This is a genomic window from Marinobacter salexigens, assembly GCF_018860765.1.
Taxonomy (GTDB): Bacteria; Pseudomonadota; Gammaproteobacteria; order Pseudomonadales; family Oleiphilaceae; genus Marinobacter; species Marinobacter salexigens_A.
The window spans coordinates 43,403-64,276 of the sequence record NZ_JAHKPV010000017.1 but is presented as its reverse complement, the minus strand read 5'-3'; the positions used below and the strand labels follow the sequence as shown (position 1 = coordinate 64,276).

17 protein-coding genes are annotated in these 20,874 nt (G+C 51.8%); 9 read left to right on the top strand and 8 right to left on the bottom strand.

All coding sequences use genetic code 11. The features are described 5' to 3' along the window. Positions 1–62: 62 nt before the first annotated feature. The 4 genes from exaC to pedF all read right to left on the bottom strand — a co-directional run bounded on the left by exaC (position 63) and on the right by pedF (position 3,900). Positions 63–1,583 (bottom strand): acetaldehyde dehydrogenase ExaC, encoded by a 1,521-nt coding sequence (gene exaC, locus KO508_RS09325; RefSeq protein WP_216008055.1) that lies wholly within the window; start codon positions 1,581–1,583, stop codon positions 63–65. A 123-nt stretch (positions 1,584–1,706) separates the two neighbouring features. Continuing rightward, the gene (locus KO508_RS09320) at positions 1,707–2,612 is read right to left on the bottom strand and encodes a quinoprotein relay system zinc metallohydrolase 1 (RefSeq protein WP_436836618.1); all 906 of its coding nucleotides are present in this window, start codon (positions 2,610–2,612) and stop codon (positions 1,707–1,709) included. A gap of 47 nt (positions 2,613–2,659) precedes the next feature. After that, entirely contained in the window at positions 2,660–3,430 is a 771-nt protein-coding gene (locus KO508_RS09315; RefSeq protein ID WP_216008053.1) for a quinoprotein dehydrogenase-associated SoxYZ-like carrier, read from the bottom strand. Between the two features lie 44 nt (positions 3,431–3,474). Further along, complete coding sequence (gene pedF, locus KO508_RS09310) at positions 3,475–3,900, bottom strand: cytochrome c-550 PedF (protein ID WP_216008052.1); 426 nt, start codon at positions 3,898–3,900, stop codon at positions 3,475–3,477. 369 nt (positions 3,901–4,269) lie between these two features. Between pedF and KO508_RS09305 the strand changes: the two genes are divergently transcribed. Then, entirely contained in the window at positions 4,270–6,120 is a 1,851-nt protein-coding gene (locus tag KO508_RS09305) for a methanol/ethanol family PQQ-dependent dehydrogenase (RefSeq protein WP_216008051.1), read from the top strand. A 72-nt stretch (positions 6,121–6,192) separates the two neighbouring features. Next, positions 6,193–6,843, top strand: coding sequence for a pentapeptide repeat-containing protein (locus tag KO508_RS09300; RefSeq protein ID WP_216008050.1), 651 nt, complete (start codon positions 6,193–6,195; stop codon positions 6,841–6,843). Between the two features lie 46 nt (positions 6,844–6,889). Here KO508_RS09300 and KO508_RS09295 read toward each other — a convergent pair whose 3' ends face one another. Next, positions 6,890–7,573, bottom strand: a complete 684-nt coding sequence (locus KO508_RS09295; protein WP_216008049.1) for a response regulator transcription factor — start codon at positions 7,571–7,573, stop codon at positions 6,890–6,892. Positions 7,574–7,777: 204 nt separating this feature from the next. On the opposite strand from KO508_RS09295, the gene KO508_RS09290 reads away from it, so the two are divergent. Both KO508_RS09290 and KO508_RS09285 read left to right on the top strand, forming a co-directional pair. Then, complete coding sequence (locus tag KO508_RS09290) at positions 7,778–8,308, top strand: rhodanese-like domain-containing protein (RefSeq protein ID WP_216008048.1); 531 nt, start codon at positions 7,778–7,780, stop codon at positions 8,306–8,308. A gap of 223 nt (positions 8,309–8,531) precedes the next feature. Beyond that, the gene (locus KO508_RS09285; RefSeq protein ID WP_252738041.1) at positions 8,532–9,212 is read left to right on the top strand and encodes a response regulator transcription factor; all 681 of its coding nucleotides are present in this window, start codon (positions 8,532–8,534) and stop codon (positions 9,210–9,212) included. Between the two features lie 16 nt (positions 9,213–9,228). Here KO508_RS09285 and KO508_RS09280 read toward each other — a convergent pair whose 3' ends face one another. The 3 genes from KO508_RS09280 to KO508_RS09270 form a co-directional block, all read right to left on the bottom strand. After that, positions 9,229–11,409 (bottom strand): NahK/ErcS family hybrid sensor histidine kinase/response regulator, encoded by a 2,181-nt coding sequence (locus KO508_RS09280; RefSeq protein ID WP_436836617.1) that lies wholly within the window; start codon positions 11,407–11,409, stop codon positions 9,229–9,231. Positions 11,410–11,467: 58 nt separating this feature from the next. Then, positions 11,468–12,622: a nitric oxide-sensing protein NosP gene (gene nosP / locus KO508_RS09275; protein ID WP_216008046.1), complete on the bottom strand. Its 1,155-nt coding sequence runs from the start codon at positions 12,620–12,622 to the stop codon at positions 11,468–11,470. A gap of 254 nt (positions 12,623–12,876) precedes the next feature. Continuing rightward, positions 12,877–13,977: a porin gene (locus KO508_RS09270; protein WP_216008045.1), complete on the bottom strand. Its 1,101-nt coding sequence runs from the start codon at positions 13,975–13,977 to the stop codon at positions 12,877–12,879. Positions 13,978–14,288: 311 nt separating this feature from the next. Here KO508_RS09270 and KO508_RS09265 point away from each other — a divergent pair, with 311 nt between their 5' ends. From KO508_RS09265 to KO508_RS09245, 5 genes are all read left to right on the top strand, one after another. Beyond that, a complete protein-coding gene (locus KO508_RS09265; RefSeq protein ID WP_216008044.1) occupies positions 14,289–16,331 on the top strand; it encodes a TonB-dependent receptor family protein in 2,043 nt (680 codons plus the stop codon). 277 nt (positions 16,332–16,608) lie between these two features. Further along, positions 16,609–17,496 (top strand): LysR family transcriptional regulator, encoded by an 888-nt coding sequence (locus KO508_RS09260; RefSeq protein WP_216008043.1) that lies wholly within the window; start codon positions 16,609–16,611, stop codon positions 17,494–17,496. A gap of 120 nt (positions 17,497–17,616) precedes the next feature. Next, positions 17,617–18,846, top strand: coding sequence for a CaiB/BaiF CoA transferase family protein (locus KO508_RS09255; RefSeq protein ID WP_216008042.1), 1,230 nt, complete (start codon positions 17,617–17,619; stop codon positions 18,844–18,846). A gap of 11 nt (positions 18,847–18,857) precedes the next feature. Beyond that, positions 18,858–19,805, top strand: coding sequence for a hydroxymethylglutaryl-CoA lyase (locus KO508_RS09250; RefSeq protein WP_252738040.1), 948 nt, complete (start codon positions 18,858–18,860; stop codon positions 19,803–19,805). A 47-nt stretch (positions 19,806–19,852) separates the two neighbouring features. After that, positions 19,853–20,842 carry a TRAP transporter substrate-binding protein gene (locus tag KO508_RS09245; protein WP_216008040.1) on the top strand — a complete coding sequence of 330 codons (990 nt, stop codon included), beginning with the start codon at positions 19,853–19,855 and terminating at the stop codon, positions 20,840–20,842. Positions 20,843–20,874: the final 32 nt, after the last annotated feature.

The following is a 20,874-nucleotide window of genomic DNA, read 5'->3' as shown; positions in this document are numbered from 1 at the left end:
ACACTGGAGAGGTATTGCAGTCGCCCCTCGTTCCAACAAGAGACGACTTATTTAGCTATACGTCAGAAAAAGCCCAGCGGATTAACGTCATAACTGGTCAGCATGCACTTGGTCTGCTGGTAATGATCCAGCGCGAGTTTGTGCGTTTCACGACCAATACCGGATTTCTTATAGCCACCAAACGCTGCATGGGCAGGGTACGCGTGGTAGCAATTCATCCAAACCCGACCGGCTTGAATGCTTCGGCCCATGCGGTAGGCCAGGTTAGTGTCCCGTGTCCAAACGCCGGCACCCAGACCAAACTCTGTATCATTGGCAATCGCCAGAGCTTCTTCTTCGGTTTTGAAGGTTGTAACACCCACAACAGGGCCAAAGATTTCTTCCTGGAACACCCGCATGCTGTTTTCACCCTTGAAAAGAGTGGGTTGAATGTAAAACCCATTATTGAATTCGCCTTCCATGTTCTCACGATCACCGCCAGTGAGAACAACCGCGCCTTCCTGCTTACCTATCTCAAGGTAAGACATGATTTTGTCGAACTGTTCCTTACTGGCTTGCGCACCTACCTGAACGTCAGTGTCCAATGGATTGCCGCGCTTGATCGATTTGGTGCGTTCCACAACCTTCTGCATGAACTCCTCATACATGTCTTCCTGAACCAAAGCACGCGATGGGCACGTGCAGATTTCACCCTGGTTGAAGAAAGCCAGAACCAGACCTTCCACACACTTATCGACAAACTCGGGCTCCGCATTCATAACATCCGAGAAGTAGATGTTGGGAGACTTACCACCCAGCTCAACCGTTGAGGGGATGATGTTTTCGGCAGCACATTTTAGAATGTGGGAGCCAACCGGAGTTGATCCTGTAAACGCTATCTTGGCAATCCGCGTGCTGGTAGCCAAAGCCTGCCCGGCTTCAATACCGTAGCCATTGACGATGTTAAGCACACCCGGTGGCAACAGATCGCCGATGACTTCCATCAGCACCAAAATGCTCACTGGCGTTTGCTCTGCTGGCTTAAGCACAGTGCAGTTACCTGCAGCCAGACAAGGCCCTAACTTCCAGGCTGCCATCAAAATCGGAAAGTTCCAGGGAATGATCTGGCCCACAACGCCTAAAGGCTCATGAAAATGATAGGCCACGGTATTTTGGTCTATTTCACCCATGTGCCCTTCTTGAGCCCGGATGCAGCCTGCAAAATAACGGAAGTGGTCAGCCGCCAACGGAATATCCGCATTCAGGGTTTCACGAACGGCTTTGCCGTTATCCCAGGTTTCTGCAACCGCCAGCTTTTCGAGGTTGGCCTCAATACGATCTGCAATTTTCAAAAGAATATTGGAGCGCTCCGCTGCAGAGGTTTTCCCCCAGGCCGGTGCAGCCTTGTGTGCAGCATCAAGTGCCAGATCAATATCTTCAGCCGTTGAACGGGGAATCTCACAAATGACGTCGCCGGTCACTGGTGTAATGTTTTCAAAATACTGCCCTTTAACCGGGGCAACCCACTCACCGCCAATATAATTTCCGTAGCGTGACTTGAAAGAAACAACGGAGCCTTCTTGTCCTGGTTGTGCGTAGATCATGGTATGAACCTCTTGTTGTGTTTTATGCTGAACAACGCTGTTTTTGCGCTTACGTATCTAATCTAAATTCACTAAAGGGTTTACAAAATGAGTCGTTCGGGGCGAATAACTCCTCCCTTAGTACTAGTGTCTGCTCAGAGCATCCTTTTCGTAATCTGAATACAGGTGGCTCACGGTACGAACCAGTTCGTACCTCGCCCCTTCCACTTCTGAAAAACGCTCAGGAATTGCGGTTTCAATCACCTCTGAAGCACTCAAACCCCGCGCGGCAGAATCAACCAAAACATCGTCCAACCAGGTCAAGTAATCGATCATTTGGATAAATGCTCGGTCATCTTTAATTAACGGCCCGTGACCTGGCACCACAACGGAGAACGGCAGCTGCGCAAGCTGGCGTATTTCGGCGCGCCATAGGGCTAGCCCGGGTGTTTGAGGTGTGGTTAATGCCCTGTTGAAAAACACCATATCTGAAGCAAACAACACCCCGGAGGTTTCGTCCAGCACAACCAGGTCTGCACCGGTATGCCCTTGCATGGCGATCAACCGTAGGCGCCGATTCCCCAGGTTGAGCAAGCCTGGCTGTACCCTGTTCATAGGCACAGTTACCTCGGTGCCACGCATCCAGTCGCCGATCATCCGATACATGTTGTCTGAAAAAGCTTCTCCGTCCTGCTCAAGCAGGCTGGCCGATTCATCAAGCATGTAGAGTGTTTCTTGCTCAAAGGCCTGACTACCAAAGGCGTGGTCCGGGTGATGATGGGTGACCAGCACTTTTACGATTGGCTTACTGGTGTGACTCTCAATCAGCGCACGAAATTCTTCGCCGTACCTGCGGGAAGGCCCAGTATCAATCACTACAACGCCCTCACCGGTTTCAATAAAGCCGGTATTGAGAATGTTGCCGCCATTGGTTTTCGAGAAGTTGTCAGTACTTCCGACAACTACCCACACACCATCCGCAACCAGAGTCGCTTCTAGCTCATAAGATTTGGCACTGGCGCCCGGCGAATGGGCAAAAACCCAAAACATCGCAGCGACCAGCCATCCGATATGCCTTCGAAGGAACAGGAGCCTGCTCATGGCGCAACCTCCCCAATGGCAGTTTCAAATTGGTAGCCGTTGTTGTCTTTCATGTGGATAGACAGATGAGGAACGCCGCCTTCGAATTCAAAAACAAACATCGGGTTTTCAGCGGCAGATTCGGACAGGGTCATTGTCAACAGTAGGTTATCCGAGGTCTCATTCCGAACTTCAACATCACCCACAAAAAAAGCCGGTACATTCCCAACCATTCCTGAGTCCATAGGGTGCAACAAACTGGCTTTAATTCGCGTATTCCCACGACGGGAGAACAAGCCGGTTTTCAGGGTGCCGAACTCACTCTCCCAGTCTGAGTTGGTTAGAATTTCCCGGGGCGCAGTACAGCCGCCGCCAGCTGCATCCACATAACCGCTATCAATGTGCCAAACACCGTGTTCATCCAGTACAGCTGCTCGAACACTGCTGGCCTGCTGCACTCGAAAGTTAAGGGACACCAACTTGAGCTGACCGTCTGTGCTATTAGCCGTGAAGAGGTGGGGAACGGGATTCATATCTACCCATGTCACCACCTTATTCACCTTGTGTGGAAATTCACGCAAGTTAACAGCCAGTGGAACCTGAGTACTGTCCTCAGCGAAGCCAGGAACCGACAAACCCACGCGCTCGTCCAATACTACCGTCACGTCTTGCCCGAGGTAGCGCTCAATGTTGTAGGCCCATAAAGGCGAGCCCAGCGGGTCAGACGGAAGATCTGCCCAGGAAGCACTCGCAAACAGAGTAAAAGCATATAGCCAATATCGCCTCATACCTCACCTCCTGGTCAGGGTCTCGAGTATTTATGCGAAAGCTGTTATTGCCCGGATACCGATTCCACATAGGTCCGTATTGACCAGATGGCTGTTTGCCCGAGATTGCTTTTAAAGGAAGGCATCCCCCGGTCGGTTCCATTCATTACCCGCCCGATAAAGTACTCATCGTCCCATTCTGTAAGCTCACGTAAATCTGGTGTTAAACCACCGGATTGGGCCTCAATTCCGTGGCAACCGGCACAATTTCCGGCGTAAGCACTCATACCAACTTCAACGGCTTCTGCATTCAACTTGCTTAGCTCATTTCCGTCGCGAAACGGGTTTTCGTTCAGAGCTTCACGGCCCAGATCCGGCAGGTCACCCGTATCAACTGGCTGTGGCGTCACGTTACCGTGCCCGGTGGCGGCTGCAGCCCATACCAAGGCTCCAGCACAAAGGATCTTTTGAATCGACTTGGAGTACGACATAGCCTCATACCTCTTTTTGTTTTGTCTGCCATTGTTTTCCCAAGTAGCCGTGCGGCGTATCGGGCTGTATCCAAGTCTAAGAAATGCCTTACTTGCCGGTGTACTCCACTTTGGCTGCTGCGCCTTAGATCTTTGGTAGTAGACCTATCGACCAGAGGCCAAAGCATGAGCCCTCTGCCCGGAGAAACGGAAAAACAGAACATTCAGCGTGTTGCACACCTGTCAGGAATATTTCCCGGATTGCACTACCCCAGATCCCGATCACCTCGTGGATTTCTCCGTCGCCTGTTTGTGCACTCCATGCCAATACTCATGGCGTCAACGCACACAACGAATGCGTTTGTCACAACAACAATTAAGGGGAAAGTCATGAAAACAATGTTTACCAAGCGCCCCCTGATGCGCGGTATCAGTCTTGCGCTAACCATCGGCGCAGCTGGATTGGCGGCTCAGGCACATGCTGCGGGCGTTACATGGAATGACATCGTTAACGATGCTGAAACCACTCAGGACGTACTCGGATACGGGATTGGTCCAAAAGCCCAACGCTATAGCCCAATGACCATGATCAACAAAGACAACGTTGAACGCATGGTTCCCGCCTGGTCGTTTTCGTTCGGGGATGAAAAGCAGCGAGGTCAGGAATCTCAGGCTCTGGTACACGATGGCATTATCTATGTAACCGGCTCCTATTCACGTTTGTACGCCCTGGATGCAAAAAGTGGTGAGCGGCTTTGGGAATACAGCCATCGTTTGCCGGAAGGCATTCGCCCCTGCTGTGATGTGGTAAACCGGGGCGCAGCGATTTTCGGCGACAAGGTTTTCTTTGGCACCCTTGATGCAGGCATTGTTGCTCTCAACAAAAAAACCGGAAAAGTCGCCTGGCGCGTAAAGTTTGGCGATCACGAAGCGGGCTATACCATGACCGGCGCTCCAACACTGATCAAAGATCAGAAAACCGGCAAGGTTATGCTTATTCACGGCTCATCGGGTGATGAATTCGGCGTTGTCGGCAAACTCTACGCCCGGGATCCCGAGACGGGTAAAGAGATATGGATGCGCCCATTTGTTGAAGGGCACTATGGCCGTTTGAATGGTGAAAAGAGCACACCCTCTGGCGATCCACGTGCTCCCAGTTGGCCAGATGACCCCAATACCGAGACTGGAAAAGTTGAAGCCTGGAGCCAAGGCGGCGGTGCGCCATGGCAAAGTGCAAGCTTTGATGTTGAAACCAACACGATCATTGTTGGCGCAGGCAACCCTGCCCCTTGGAATACCTGGAAGCGCACATCTCCCGGTGGTGATCCGGCAGACTATGACAACCTGTATACCTCTGGTCAGGTAGCTGTGGACCCAACCACTGGTGAAGTGAAATGGTTCTATCAGCACACGCCAAACGATGCTTGGGATTTCTCCGGCAACAACGAGTTGGTTCTTTTTGAATACACCAAAGACGGCAAAAACGTAAAAGCGACCGCTCACGCTGATAGAAACGGCTATTTCTATCTGGTTGATCGCACCAATGGTGAATTCCAGAATGCCTTCCCGTTCGTGGATAACATCACCTGGGCCACCAGCATTGGTTCCGACGGCCGCCCAGTGGAAGGCAAAGGCCAGCGTCCACCACCGGTTCCCGAAGGAAAAACCCGCGGCGAGTCCATCGAAGTCTCACCACCTTTCCTTGGTGGTAAAAACTGGAACCCCATGGCTTACAGTCAGGATACCGGGTTGTTCTACATCCCAGCTAACCACTGGAAAGAAGACTACTGGACAGAAGAAGTCACCTACAAAAAAGGTGCGGCCTACCTTGGCCAGGGCTTCCGTATCAAGCGCATGTACGACGACCACGTAGGCATACTTCGGGCGATGGACCCTCTAAGTGGCAAGGTTAAATGGGAGCATAAAGAGCCCATGCCTCTATGGGCCGGCGTGCTGGCTACCAAAGGTGGCCTGGTATTCACCGGTACGGGCGATGGCTACTTCAAGGCATTTGACGCAGATACTGGCGAAGAGCTTTGGAAGTTCCAGACGGGCTCGGGAATCATTTCCCCACCCATCACCTGGGAAATGGATGGCGAGCAGTACGTAGGTGTTACCTCAGGCTATGGCGGGGCAGTACCTCTCTGGGGTGGCGATATGGCTGAGCTGACTAAACCAATTTCTCAAGGTGGTTCTTTCTGGGTGTTCAAAATCCCCTCTTGGGCAACAGCGGCCAAGTGATCCACTAACCTAGTCCATCTACGAAGGGAGCCGCCGATACACGGCGGCTCCCGACTTGTTCGGGAGTACACCATGAAGACAATAATAAAGCTGGCTCTACTTACCTTCATCACGCCTGCTTTAGCAGAGGACTATCTGGCGGATGTGCGCCCACCGGAGTTTAATGGGTGCATATTGGAGCAACACTCTGTGTGTTCGGGTGCCGACCTTCGGGGTGCAGATATGTCGAATCTGGATTTGAAATCGGTCGACTTTAGCGGCGCCGATCTGACCGGAGCTATTCTGAATCACACCAGTTTGAGGGGCGCCAATCTCAAAGGGGCCACGTTGGACAAGGTAACCGCCTATCGCGTCAACTTGTATAGAGCAGATGTGCGCGGGGCAAGCATTCGCGGGGCGGAACTTCAGGGCGCTACCGGGCAGTACCTGTTCGCTCAAGGCTCAGATTTTACTGGCTCCAATATGACTGGGGCGAACTTCGATTTTGCAAGGTTCTCTGGCGCCACGCTTATAGAAACCGACCTGACCTTCGCAAGCCTTGAGATAGCCTGGCTACCAAAAGTCGATCTGGGTGATGCGAACTTGTTCGGAGCCAACCTGCAAGAAGCAAAATTCGGAAGTGCCAATCTGGCTGGTGCGGATTTACGAAACACCCGCATCCACTACGCAACGTTTGTAGGCACCTTTATGGATGAGTGCACAGGCTGCCCGGTAGATTGGTGAGTTTGGTCGTACTTTAAGCGTAAAGGGAAAGGATGCCCAGCAGGAATCAGTTAAAGCAGGCAGGGCTTTCGCTACCCGCTGCTCCAACCTCGACCAGCCCCGAATCCACGGCAAAGTGTAACAGGCCAAGCGAGGATGAAATTTCCAGCTTGTTTTTTAGGGCTGACAGATGGTTGGCAACGGTCTTCACACTGATATTCAAGCGCTCGGCAATGGTTTTATTGGGCACCCCGCGTGCGGTAAGAATCAGTACCTCCAGTTCGCGCTGCGTCATCTCTGTTAGTTTGTTACCAACAGTGTTTTTAAGGCAATTACGACCCGACTGCACCATGGCCATCTGGGTGGCCAAATCATGTTCAAGGTACACTTCCCCACACGCGGCTTTTTCTATGGCTTTTGTCAGTTCCGTACAACTGCAGTTTTTCGATATGTAGCCCTGGGCCCCGAGCCCAAGAGCCTGCTTAACAAGGCCGGCGTCTTCCATGGAGGTCAAAAACAGAACATTGGCTCTGCGCCATCTCTGGTGGATGCGCCTGCAGAGCTCCAGACCGGAATAGTCGGGAAGCAACATCTCCGTAATAAGAACATCTGGCGCATGATCAGCGTACTCATTGATTGCTTGGGCTCCACTTTCGGCAGTCATAACGATAATGCCCGGCATAGTACTCCTGAGCAGGCAGGCTGTGGCATCCCTTACCAACCGTTGACCATCCGCAAGTACGACCTTCATGGGGCATTACCTCTAAACGCCCGGCGTAATTCAGACCCGGCTAAAGAAAAGATGCTTTTATCCTACCCCGCCCCCGTTCAGGCTAAATGGTTCTTTAGTACTGTCTACTTAGTACTGTTCATTTACGACTTTTCGAATATTTACCCTCTTTTGAGGCTCACGTAGTTTGGCACTTATACTTCGTGAAGCCACTGGAACATCAAGATGAAAGCTCTGTGTTTACTCATGCTTGTTTTTGCCCTGCCTGTGCTGGCATCCACCTCTCATTTTTCTTCGGAAGGCTACCGGATCGAACGTTACCGAAGCCCCACGCCGGACACGGCCCCCGGCGCCGAAACAATCGACACAAAAAAACTTCAAGCGCTACTAAAATCAAGCCCTCGCCCAGTAGTGATTGATGTAATCAACTCCGAATACAGAGCCGGACTATTCATCGAGACAAAACCTCATACATCCGTGCCTGGTGCTTTCTGGCTGCCGAATACCGGGCGCGGCGAACTAAGCCAGCTCTGGCAGAACTATCTTGTTAAAAATGCACTCAAACTTACAACCAACAACCAGAACCATCCTGTTGTAGTGATGTGCAAATCCGACTGTTGGCTCTCTTGGAACGCAACCCGGCGCTTGCATCTGGCTGGTTTCACCAACCTGTACTGGTATAAAGACGGCATAGATTCCTGGGAGAATTCTGATCTCCCCGTGCAGGTCATTACCCCTGTCCCACCGGAGTTCTGAAGATTCATCTCTGACAAAAGTCAAAAATAGTACTTTAGTCTCTAATTTTTGATGCAATGGTCGCATTCAACTCCTAGCGACAGTGGCGTGTAATGGCACAACTACAACAAAAATCAGGGGCCTCGCCATGCTTAACCAAGCCAGCACCGTATTTGCAGACGAAACCAGCTATCATAATCCGGAAACCACTTCCGCCACTGACGACCAACAGGCAGGCACGTTAATGGAGCCGACTTATAAAATCCTGATCGCTGACGACCACCCTCTCTTCCGCGAGGCTATAAGCAGCGTTATTGTGTCTGGCGTTGAAGGTAGCGAGGTTTTTCAAACCGATGATCTGGACAGCGCCCTTTCAGTGACTCGCGAGAACGATGATCTGGACCTGATTCTTCTGGATTTGAACATGCCGGGCATGAACGGGCTTAACGGGTTGATGACTTTGCGAAACGAAGCCCCAACCATTCCAGTGGTTATTGTCTCAGCAGAGGAAGATAAGCAGGTGGTTTTACAGGCCATCACTTACGGCGCGGTAGGTTTTATTACCAAGTCGTCGCCCCGGCAAGAGATGACCAAAGCGATTCAGCAGATTCTCAACGGGAATGTCTATTTACCGTCGGATATCATTCGTACAGGTAAAGAAAGTGACAGCAACCGGCGCAGCCGCAATGACGACAACCCGGTTTCTGCAGAAATGCTGAACTCCCTCACGCGGCGTCAACTTCTTGTGCTGGAGCGTATGGCGAAAGGCGAATCCAACAAGCAAATTGCCTACAACCTCAATATTGCTGAAACAACGGTTAAAGCCCACGTATCTGCAATACTGCGAAAGCTGGGTGTACACAACCGAGTGCAGGCCATTCTTTCGGCAGGCGATGTCGATTTCAGCCACTACCTGAAACGCTAGTGGCTGCACTCACAGCTCAGCCGCTTCGTAGTATGTGATTCAAAGCACTGCGAAGCTTGAGTGGCTTGACGGGCTTATTCATCAACACATAACCCAGCTCGCGGATGTGGTGTTTCAGTTCATGGGTGTAGTTGGCGGTGATCATCACAACCGGCACGGGCGTGCGCCGACTCCCATTGATAGCGGCCACCGTATCAACACCGTTCTCATCGTTATCCAAATGATAGTCTGCCAGTATTACATCTACTGGCTCTTCTGATGGGTCCAGTTGGCGTTCCAGATCTGCCATAGACACTGCCGTAATAACCGAGCAACCCCAGGTTTCCAGCACCACCTTCATGCCGTGGCAAATGGCAGAATCATTGTCGATAACCCATAGCCTACATCCATTCAGTTCCTGACCAATATGAGTTATGGCATCCCGCTTCACGAGGGCTGTATTGGGCGTGTGTGTGGCTAAAGGTACACGAACACTGAAAACGGAGCCCTTACTTTCCTCAGAAGACACATTGACCTCATGGTTCAGTATTCGAGAAATCTTATCGACTATCGCCAAGCCCAGACCAAGGCCCTTATCCGTCTGGGAGTTCGTTGGATGCACACGTTTAAATTCCTGAAATATCTCGACCAGCTTATTCTGCGGAATACCCGGTCCTGTATCCCAAACCTGCAACACCACGGAACCGGTTTCCCTGCGACAGCCAAGCAACACACGACCTTCTCCTGTGTAGCGGATTGCATTAGTGAGGAAATTACGAAGAATCCGTGCCAGTAACTGGGAATCCGACTCTACTATGGCGGAGCTTCCCACAAAGTCGAATTGCAGCCCCTCTGCATTCGCCAGCTGCCTAAATTCCCGCGCGATATTAATGAGAAGATCCCGCAGATCAAACGCAGTCACATCTGGCTTGATAACCCCCGCATCCAGCTTGGATATGTCGACCAGCGTACCCAGTAGGCCCTCGACATCATCCAGCGATGCACTAACCGAATGAACCAGATCTTCGGCTCTTGGGCCAAAGGAGTGCGCCTGTAATGCGCTGGTGAATAGCCTTGCAGCATTCAGAGGTTGCAACAGATCGTGGCTCACGGCTGCCAGGAATTTTGTCTTGGAAAGGTTGGCACGTTCAGCCTCCAGTTTCGCATCCCGCAGGCGTGCCTCGGCGGCATTACGCTCAGTGATCTCCTGGCGCAACTGAGTGTTTGCATCAGTCAGCGCCAAGGTGCGTTCTGTTACCCGACATTCCAGTTCATCATAGGCTCGCTCAAGGGCCTCGGCAGCTTTACGTCGATCGCTGATATCCCTGATGAGAACAAAAAAGCCGGCAACCTCACCCTGCTCACCAAAATTAGGCACGTATGAGCGAAGCATATAGCGCTCCTGGCCTTGCTCGCCGAACTCTTCAAATTCAAAAGTGACGCTGTTTCCAGACATCACACTTTCTATGTGCGGCTGCAGCCGCTCATACAGCTCGGGATTATGGATATCGCTTAAGCGCTTGCCCAAAGGCGATTCGCCACCGCGCCCGTACCAAGCGGCATAAACCTGATTGCAAAACTGAATGCTCTTGTCTGCCCCCACATAGGCGATAAGTGCCGGTACATGATCGGTCACAACCCGAATCCAGCGTTCGCTTTCCTCCAGTGCACTCAGGCGGCGCGCCATTTCGCTGTTCTTCACGTCGGTAATGTCCGAATAAAGTACAACCAGACCGCCCTCACGGGTGGGGCGTTCGGTCATTTGTACCCAGCGCTCATTCTTGAGCAAAAACACCTCGCCCTCAGAGTCTGGCTCACTGTGTTCCTCGAGGATCATTCCGGAATTCAGGGCACGCGCGCGAACATCGCTAATAGGAGTGCCGGGCGACGGCATCGCCACTCCCGCCTGACGCCAATAGCTTCGAAAACGGCTGTTACTTTGAATCAAACGATGCTCGTGATCAAAAAGCACAAAGCCATCGGCAATACTCTCTATGGCATCACTCAGGCGTTGACGAGTGGTTTCCGCCTCTTCGCGGGCATGGGTTAGGGCTTCGGTACGTTCACGAACCTGTTCCGCCAGCACCACAGAATGCTCAAACGCCGCATAGGGCTCAGGTTTATACGCAGATCCCGATTCAACCCGAACGATCAGAGCGTCCCTGATTTTTCGCAAACGTTCATTGTCCGCCTCTAACCGTTCAACCTGTTGCTGCAGGGTCTCCGCCGCCAGACAGGCTTCCTTGCTTGAAGCTACAAACACGTGTTCGTTGGCACTAGCTTTCGGGTTGACCAATGACCACCCCCGTAAATGTCTGATTGATGTGCATTCCGTTGTACTGCTCACCGTAGGTATTAAATCCAACCACTTTATGGCGGCGTAAAAAGCCGGATACCGCCACTGATTCACCAGTCAGCTCTGACTCCAATCTGCGCAAAAAGCAATCACATCCGATAGTCACCAAGGGTTTACCCACAACCCGCTCGGAGTCTTCCAGTTGATCCCGCACGGCTCCTAGCAGCGAGCCTTGCCCCATAGCTGTCATCACAATTCCCGTTTCCACGGCGCAATAGAAGGTCAGGCTTTTATCGGGGTTAACCCGTTGGATTGAGCGAACAAAGTAATTGCTGCCAATCTTTACGCCCAATGGCTGCAGTGCAAAAACCTCCCGGCTCAGTGCTTCAACTGAAGTCCCAACCGCCCGGGCATAGGCCTCTGCGGCGGGCTCGGCGTTGAGTTCGTAAACGGTGCGGGTATCTGCACAGGCATGGGTTACAACAAGTTTTTCGTTACCTTCAATCAAATGGTGGGTTGTAAACACCCGGAAATCCAAAGGCGTATTAATCAACAATACGGTTGCTGCTCCGGTATGAAAGCGCCCCCGGTGAAATACATAGGTATCTGCTAGATGTTCATCATCACCCGCTGAACCGCCGAATTGAGGAATGCTGCCAAGCACTGAGTTCAAAGCTGCCAGCACTAATTCCTCACGGCTTGAAAGCCCATCCAATAGCGTTAGTGCAAAGGTGTTTCCTTTTATCGGGGCAAGCTTCCGGTCTCGGCATCCAGAAAGTAGTTCATCAATGACACTCTGGGCATCCCTCAAGGTAAATCGATCCATTTCCCCGATCAGTGCGCTCTCAATCGCGAAATATCGGCGATCAAATCCGATGGCTGTAATGCAGCCTCGGTCATATCCCTGTGCGGTGATCTCACCTGCAGACGTACACCCTGAAAGCCCAACACCCGCAAACTCTCGTTCCAGAGCCAAACCGAGCAATGTGAGGTCATACTCCGCAGAGCAAAAGAACAGCACGTACCCCAAGTGTTCGTGCAGTAGTTGACTGGCTAGATCCCGTGCGGCTAAGCCCGGGTCTCGGATGCCGGAACTCGCCACTTGCACCGCAGGCGGGGTTGATACTGACGTCATAAAGGTTGGTTCCACTGGGAATAGCTGTCTCTAAATTTTACGGTATCCAGATAACACGCCAATGCGACTTCAGTGCTTTTGATTGACTCAAAGAAATCACTGTAACCCTATGTTTAATAAAATATTAAACAGAATCCGAAAGGCGCGATTGCTAGGCATGGGCAAAAGCCAGTACTTTGGTATTAGAAGTCTTGATCAGCGGGCAGTACACACGCTGCTGTGCCGCCCGCTTAACCTGCCGAAATCGCATAAAATCAAAAGATAACAATAGCACCCATAGCAATTGTGTCTGTGTCGGTGCTGAGCACGCCAGATGTTCGGTTTTTATCCTCGTACATGTTGTATTCAGCAACCAACTTGAAGTTGCTGTTCACATCATGGAAGAAGCCAAACGTATTGCTTTCGGTTTTCAGATTTAGGATTTCTGCGTCGGTTTTTCCGTGGGACAACACAATCTTGTTTGGACCGAAAGCATAAGAAGCCTGAATCAAATATCCGTCTGCACGGTCTTCCGTTAGCGCTTCATTCACGACCAGTACCGGACTATTAGCTTTAGAATCGAACCCCGAGGCAGCGATAGAAAAACCGGCAACTGAGCCTTTTACGCCATATCCCACGCCGGAACTATCAATGGTGGTGTTTCCGTTGCTTGAGGACTGATACCGGCCATTCAGCCAACCGGTTAGCACTACACCGTCGAGGTCAACTGTGTAGGTAATCTCTGATTCTATCCGCGGTGCCGAGTTCTCATCACCTGCACCAGTTACCGTGTCAGCCGGGTCCAGAGCACCTACGGCAATCTTGAACCCACTAAGGTCTGGCGAACGATAGGTTATCTGGGCGGAAGGCGTTGGGTATGGGTAGCCTGCGCGAATATTGCCAAAGGACACACCACCCGCGGCGCCCGGAGAGCCAAAGCCCATCAGGATTTCATCAAGGAAGATATTCGAGCGAGCAAAAAGGCCGAAATCTTTACCAATCAGGACCTGCCCAAATGCCCCATCCACCGTCGCGTAAAATTGGCGAACATCAATAGCCGTATCAGTTGGAGAATCAAGGCTGTCGTTGATACTGGTCCAGAACGACGATCGGCCGCCTAACACCAGATCGCCCATTTCCTTGCGGAAATTAAAGCCGATAGTGTTGGGCAGGAAACCCATTTTTATTCGCGTATCACGTGTGTCTAGTACCGCATCCTCACGGTTTACGTAAAACGCATTGAAGTAACCGTCTACAGAAAATGAAGTGCCTTCTGCGTTATACAATTCAACCGCAGCACTCGCCGCCATACTCGTGCCCAAGGCAGACGTTAATGTCAAAACCATAGCTGACTTTTTAAAACTATTTTTGTTCATAAATCCCCCAGTTCATTTGAAATTCCTGCACACTCGGTCAGCTAACCTGACCTCGCGCAAGAACCTCATGCTGTGCTATCAGAGGAATGTCGAACATCGGCCGAGGGGGCCGTTTTAATGCGTATTTAGAAGGCGAGACAAACAGAACTTTGGGACTAAGACCTACTTTGGCCGTACTCCTTTGGTCGCTTTATTCCGAGGAATTACAACCAAAAAGACCCATTGAGGCCGAAGGGTGTTCACTGAAAGTATGTATCGAGGTTCTACTTACATCTATTCAAATGGGTTAAAGACCACTTGAGGTCAGTGCTATGAAAAATAATAAATCGACGATCGTCTGCTTGATCGGCCTGACAACCATACCCTTCTCGGCCTTTGCACAAGTTGGCTCGGTTATCACCGTTACAGCACCCGTTATAGAGCGTGAACTCTACGAAACCCCAGTATCTATGTCGGCTATACGGTCTGAAACCATTAAAAACGGCCAACCCATGTTGAAACTCGATGAAACCTTAAGTCAGGTACCGGGTATTTATCTGCAGAACCAAGAAAACTACGCTCAGGGGGAGCGAGTAGCCATACGGGGTTTTGGTTCCCGGGCCCCCTTTGGCGTTCGGGGCGTAATGGTTGTTGTCGATGGTATCCCTTACACCTTACCTGACGGACAAGCACAGTTAGACGCTATTGATCTAGACAGCGCCGAGCGCATAGAGGTCATCCGGGGCCCGGCTTCCGTTTTGTACGGCAATGCTGCGGGTGGTGTTGTCAGCGTGACCACAGCAGATGGACGAATCAAATCAGGTCAGACCTCAATTCGCGCGACTGGTGGAAGCAACAGCTTCGGCAAACTCTCATTCAACAACAGTGGCAGCAATGGTAACTGGTCACACAATGTGAGCCTCTCGGCCTTAAATTACGAAGGCTACCGCGATCAGGCAGAAGTCGAAAAATACCTTTTCAATTCAAAGCTACGCTGGCAAATGGACAAGGAGCGTTCCCTCACGGCCATCATCAACTTGCTTGATAACCCACGCTCACAAGATCCGGGAGCCCTCACCGCAGAGCAGGTTGCTGAAGACAGAACTCAAGCTGGGCGCTTCACCGAACAATATGACACAGGCCAAGCCGTCGACCAGCAAGTGATCGGCCTACAGTATCAGGATCTTTCAGCGGGCGCTGGGGAACTGCGTGGGAAAATTTATTACCTCCGACGCAACTTCGAACAGCAGCTTCCTTTTCCTGGGCCCAGTCGTATTGACTACAACAGAGACTATTTTGGGGCGAGTGCAGACTATCGTCAGTCATTCACGGTTGCAGGGCTGCCATTTAGATATGTGGCGGGTGTGGAAGCAAGGGAACAAAGGGATGACCGCATTCGTACACAAATGAGTTTCGGTGGCGATTTGCAGGGATTAACCGCGGATGAACTGCAAACGGCCACCTCCCTAAGCGCCTTCACTCAGGGCGATTTGAACTTAACGGACCAGCTGGTTTTATCCATCGGCGGCCGATTCGATCGAATTCACATGGATGTTGCCGATGAGTTTCTTGCTGATAACGATCAAAGTGGGGATCGTACCTTCAGGGAATGGAGTGGCTCTGCAGGGTTAAGCTATCGCTACCTGCCAAATCACCAAATTTTCACAAATATCAGTACCGCCTTTGAGACCCCAACTTTCTCAGAATTTGCCAATCCCTCTGGCGTGGGAGGGCTTAATCCTGACACCCAACCGCAAAAGTCCCTCAACCATGAGCTAGGGCTGCGTGGCGCCTTTGATTACGGAATGGATTACGACCTCACATTGTTTTGGGTAGATGTTCGCGATGAGTTGATTCCGTACCAACTATCGGGGCCTGATGACAGAACCTTCTACCGCAATGCTGGGGACACAACGAGAAAAGGCATAGAAGCCACTGCGGGCTGGCTGGTTAACCAAAGCTGGCGGTTTGAAACTGCCCTCACCTTGGCGGACTACACATTTGATGAGTACACATCAGGCGGCAACGATTATCATGAAAACCGGCTGCCAGGACTGCCAGAACAACTTTGGTCAAACCGGCTCCAGTGGCAGGGCTTGGGCGGCACCTTTGTAACGTTGGAAACCCGCCATGTCGGAAGCATGTTTGCGGATGATGCGAACAGCGTGAAAGTTGAGGACTACTGGTTGGCCAATCTGCGTGGCGGGAATACGTTTTACGTAGGAAGAAAGCTTCTCCTCAAAGGTTTTGCAGGCGTTCGCAACCTGACGGACAGAGATCATTTTGCCAACGTTCGGATCAACGCCAGCAATGATCGCTATTTTGAGCCGGCTGCCGGGCGTACTTGGTATGCAGGGTTGGAGTTGAGTTTCTAACATATTTAGCACTCTCCAGTGATCGCCAGTTTTTCGTGGATAGTCCAAGCGTATGCGCTGTGGCGAGTGTAATCACAGAAATGGTAATTGACGCGCCGGGCAAGTCGAACGACCGCTGAGTTGGAATCAGGAAGCTCGCACGGCTCTTCAATGGATTGGATGCTTAGTGGGTGCAGCAACCCGGCTCGTTAATGCGCGGAGGCGTCAGATCCACCCTACACTTTCTTTTTCAGCTCAAACTCCTAGAATCAACGGCGAACCTTCTTGGAGCATGTGTATGCATTTGGACCCCACTTCATTGCGGCTGTTTGTTCGCGTTTTGGAAACCGGCACAATTGCTGCGGTAGCTGAGCAAGAGTTCATCGCTGCCTCAGCCATCAGTAAACGCATCAGTGAACTCGAGACCAGCCTGAACACTCAGTTGCTGGTTCGTACCAACCGAGGCGTCGGGGGCACTCAGGCGGGCATGGCTCTCGCACAGTTGTCCCGAGGAGTACTGCATCAGCTTGAAGAGGTTCATGCACGTATGCACGAATACTCTCAAGGTATTCGGGGCGAAGTTCGGGTCGTAGCCAATATTTCAGCCATCACGCAATTCTTACCCGTCCAGTTGAAGGCGTTTCTGGACCAACATCCTTTTATCCAGATTCAATTGGAAGAATGCATCAGTTCCGAAATCATTAAAACGGTAGCGCAAAATCAGGCAGACATCGGCATTTTCACCGAGGTATTTGGCAACACGGAAAACCTGAACATTTACCCTTATCAGTCCGACCGGTTAGCCTTGATTACCGCCAACCAGCACCCCCTCAACCAAGCCGAGAGCCTGAGCTTCATCGAAACCCTGCAATATGATTATGTAGGCCTGCACACTGGCAGCGCCATCAACAATAAGTTATTGCAAGCCGCAGCTACCGCTGAGAAGACATTTCGCATGCGCATCCAGGTAACAAGTTACGAAGCGTTGCTGCGCATGGTTGAACAGGATCTCGGGATTGGCATCATGCCTCAAGACATCGCGCAGCCTTATGCGACCACCCATCGCGTTAAGGTCATCCCACTTAATGACAGCTGGGCAAGCCGAAAACTTAAACTATGCACCAGCAACCAACACCCCTTATCCCATGCAACATTGCGTTTGCTGGAACACCTGACACCAAGCTAATAATCTTGGCATCGTATTTCGAGATGGCAGGCTCACATTTAACCATTTTGCTATTTCTCCCTCCCGGCTCATTATTTTGTAAAACAACACGATAACAATGCCATTCAATGTGAGATGAACATGACCAAGGAATCTTCCTGCCAAGGGGATCAGGAGAATACACCGCAACCCCTTGAAGGCGTTCGCGTGCTGGAACTGGGGTCACTTATAGCAGGCCCCTATGCCGCCAGCATCCTTGCCCAGTTCGGTGCAGATGTCATAAAGGTAGAGCCACCGGGTACCGGCGACCCTCTGCGGCGTTGGCGCAAAATGCACAACGACACCTCGCTATGGTGGTACGCCCAGAGCCGAAACAAAAAATCTCTTACGCTCAACCTCAAAGATCCCGAAGCTCAGGCAGTGATTCACAAGCTGGTTGAAGACTGCGATATCGTTATCGAAAACTTTCGACCTGGCACACTGGAAAAGTGGAATCTCGGATGGGAGCAGTTATCGGCAATTAATCCTGCACTGATCATGATTCGCGTATCAGGCTACGGGCAGGACGGCCCCTATGCGGCACGCCCTGGCTTTGCAGCGATTGCAGAATCAATTGGTGGTATGCGCCACCTTGCGGGCTATCCGGACCGGCCCCCGGTTCGCGCCGGCATAAGCATTGGCGACACCCTAGCCTCGCTGTATGGCGTGATCGGCGCAATGATGGCAATGCATCACCTGAAGGTTAACGGTGGTAAGGGGCAATTCGTCGACGTAGCTTTGTATGAAGCAGTTTTCGGTGTAATGGAAAGTCTGATCCCGGAATACGGCATGTTTGGCTTTGTTCGGGAACGTACCGGTGCCAGCATGCCCGGCATTGCACCCTCCAGCACCTATCGCAGCCGGGACAACCGATACATCGTTATTGCCGCCAATAGCGACAGCATCTTCAAACGACTGATGAACGCTATTGATCGCCCTGACCTTGAGCACGATCCCGAGCTGACCCATAACGATGGCCGCGCGAAGCGCAGTGATGAGCTGGATGAAGCCATAGAAGCCTGGACCTCCCAACATAACCTCGCAGACGCTCTGGCCGTTCTGGAAAACGCAGCGGTTCCCTCCAGCGGAATTAACACCGCAGCCGAAATTTTCGAGGACCCCCATTTCCGCGCCAGAGAAATGATCGTCGAACGCCCTTTACCCGGTGGTGGCGAAATTTCATTGCCGGGCATAGTGCCAAAACTGAGCGGCACCCCCGGAGCAACCCGCTGGGTGGGCCCAAGCCTTGGCGAACATAACAGCGAAATACTGGCCAGCCTTGGTTATTCCGATGACGATATTCAGGCCCTCAGAACCAAGGAGGTGATCTGATGTCTGCCGACCTGCCCAAGCGGGTATTCGTTAACGAAGTAGTCACTCGGGACGGATTCCAGAGCGAACCGGAGTTCGTACCAACAGGCACAAAAATTGAACTGATCAACGCGCTAAGCGATCTGGGGCTGAACAAGATTGAGGTCAGCTCATTTGTATCGCCCCGCGCGGTGCCCAATCTCAGCGATGCCGCGGAGGTTTTTCAGGGTATCCGGAAGGATACTCCAACCCGCTACGTCGCCTTGGTGCCCAATCAAAAAGGCTGCGCCAGAGCACTGGAGCTTGGCGTGGACGAAATCAATTTGGTCATGTCGGTCAGCGAAAGCCATAACCTAGCGAATATGCGCATGACCTGTGATCAGTCGTTGCAGCAGTTTAAAGACATCGCGGAGATGGCATCGGGCGCCCCCATGCGGCTGAACGGCTCTCTGGCAACGACCTTTGGCTGCCCGTTTGAAGGCCAGCAGTCACAGCAACGCATACTGGGCTTTATTGATGCCTACTTGGAGCGCGGCTTCCATAGCCTGACTCTGGCCGACACAACCGGTATGGCGGTACCCAATCAGGTGCAATCACTGTGCGAAGAAGTTCGCAAACGCTGGCCAGAACTGGAGCTGACACTGCACTTTCATAACACCCGTGGCCTTGGGCTTGCGAACGTGTATGCAGCGCTGGTTGCCGGGGTTGACCAGTTCGATGCGTCGCTCGGTGGGCTTGGAGGTTGCCCCTTCGCCCCGGGTGCGACCGGCAACATTTGTACAGAAGATCTGGTGCACATGCTCAGTGAAATGGGGTTGGATAGCGGCGTAGATCTGGATGGTTTGTTGTTACAATCCCAGCGCCTCGAAGAAATCGTTAACCATGACCTTCCCGGACAGGTTCGCAAAGCTGGAAAACGCAACGACACTCGCCCGCTCCCACAGTCCGTAAAAGAATTGATGCAAGACGGCCGCAGTTGAACAGGCCACCCTAAAAAACCAAAAACAGCTAACAATAAGGATCTATCATGAAATTAAAACACCTTCTTTACTCAGGCGTATTTGCCTGCACCCTCGGCGCAGCCATGCCTGCACTTGCAGCAACCACCCTGAAAGTAACGCTGCAACTGCCCTTAAAGCATCACCTAGGCCAGAACCTTGTCGACTTCAAAAACGAAGTGGAAAGCACCAGTAATGGCGATATAAAAATCCAGATTTTCCCGGCTGCACAGCTCTATAAAGACAAAGAAGTTCATAACGCCGTAAGTTCTGGCGCCATTGAAATGGGCGTAATCAGCCTTACCCAGATGGCGGGTACCATCCCTGCAGTCGATGTATTCTATGTACCTTTCATGTTCCCTACAAACGAGAAAGTCGTCAAAGCTACCGAACCCGGAAGCCCCGTGCGTACCCTGCTTGATGATGAAATCACCAAAACCGGTGCCCGCCCTTTGTGGTGGCAGGCCTACGGCGGTGTGGCGCTGCTCTCCAAGAAAAAGCCCATTCAGCAGCCAGACGACATGAAAGGCATGAAGGTACGTGTATTCGGTAAAACCCTCGGTGAGTTCGCCAAATCTGTAGGCGCTGCACCTACTGTAATGGCAGGATCTGAGCAGTTCCTGGCGTACCAGCGCGGAACCGTTGATGCAGGCATGACCGGTGTTACTGCAGTAGGCCCACGCAAACTCTATCAGGTTATGGATCACCTCACCCTAACCAACCACGCCAACATTGAGTTCATGACGCTCATTAACGAGGAAACCTGGCAGGGTTTGACGGAAACAGAGCAGACCATTCTGCAAAACGCGGCCACAAAGGTGGAGAAGCAGCTGCGCGACAAGATTCAGTCGCTTGAAGCCGATGCCATTGCAGATGCCCGCAAAGAAATGAACGTGATTGATCTCACCCCGGAAGATATCGCCAAGTGGCAGGAGGCAACTCGCCCTGTGCTGAAGAGCTTCATCGAAAATGCCGGCCCACTGGGTGAGCAAGTGATCGAAGCCGCAAACGCGCTCTAACTTGAATCCGTTCTCCCGTATACGGACGCTTG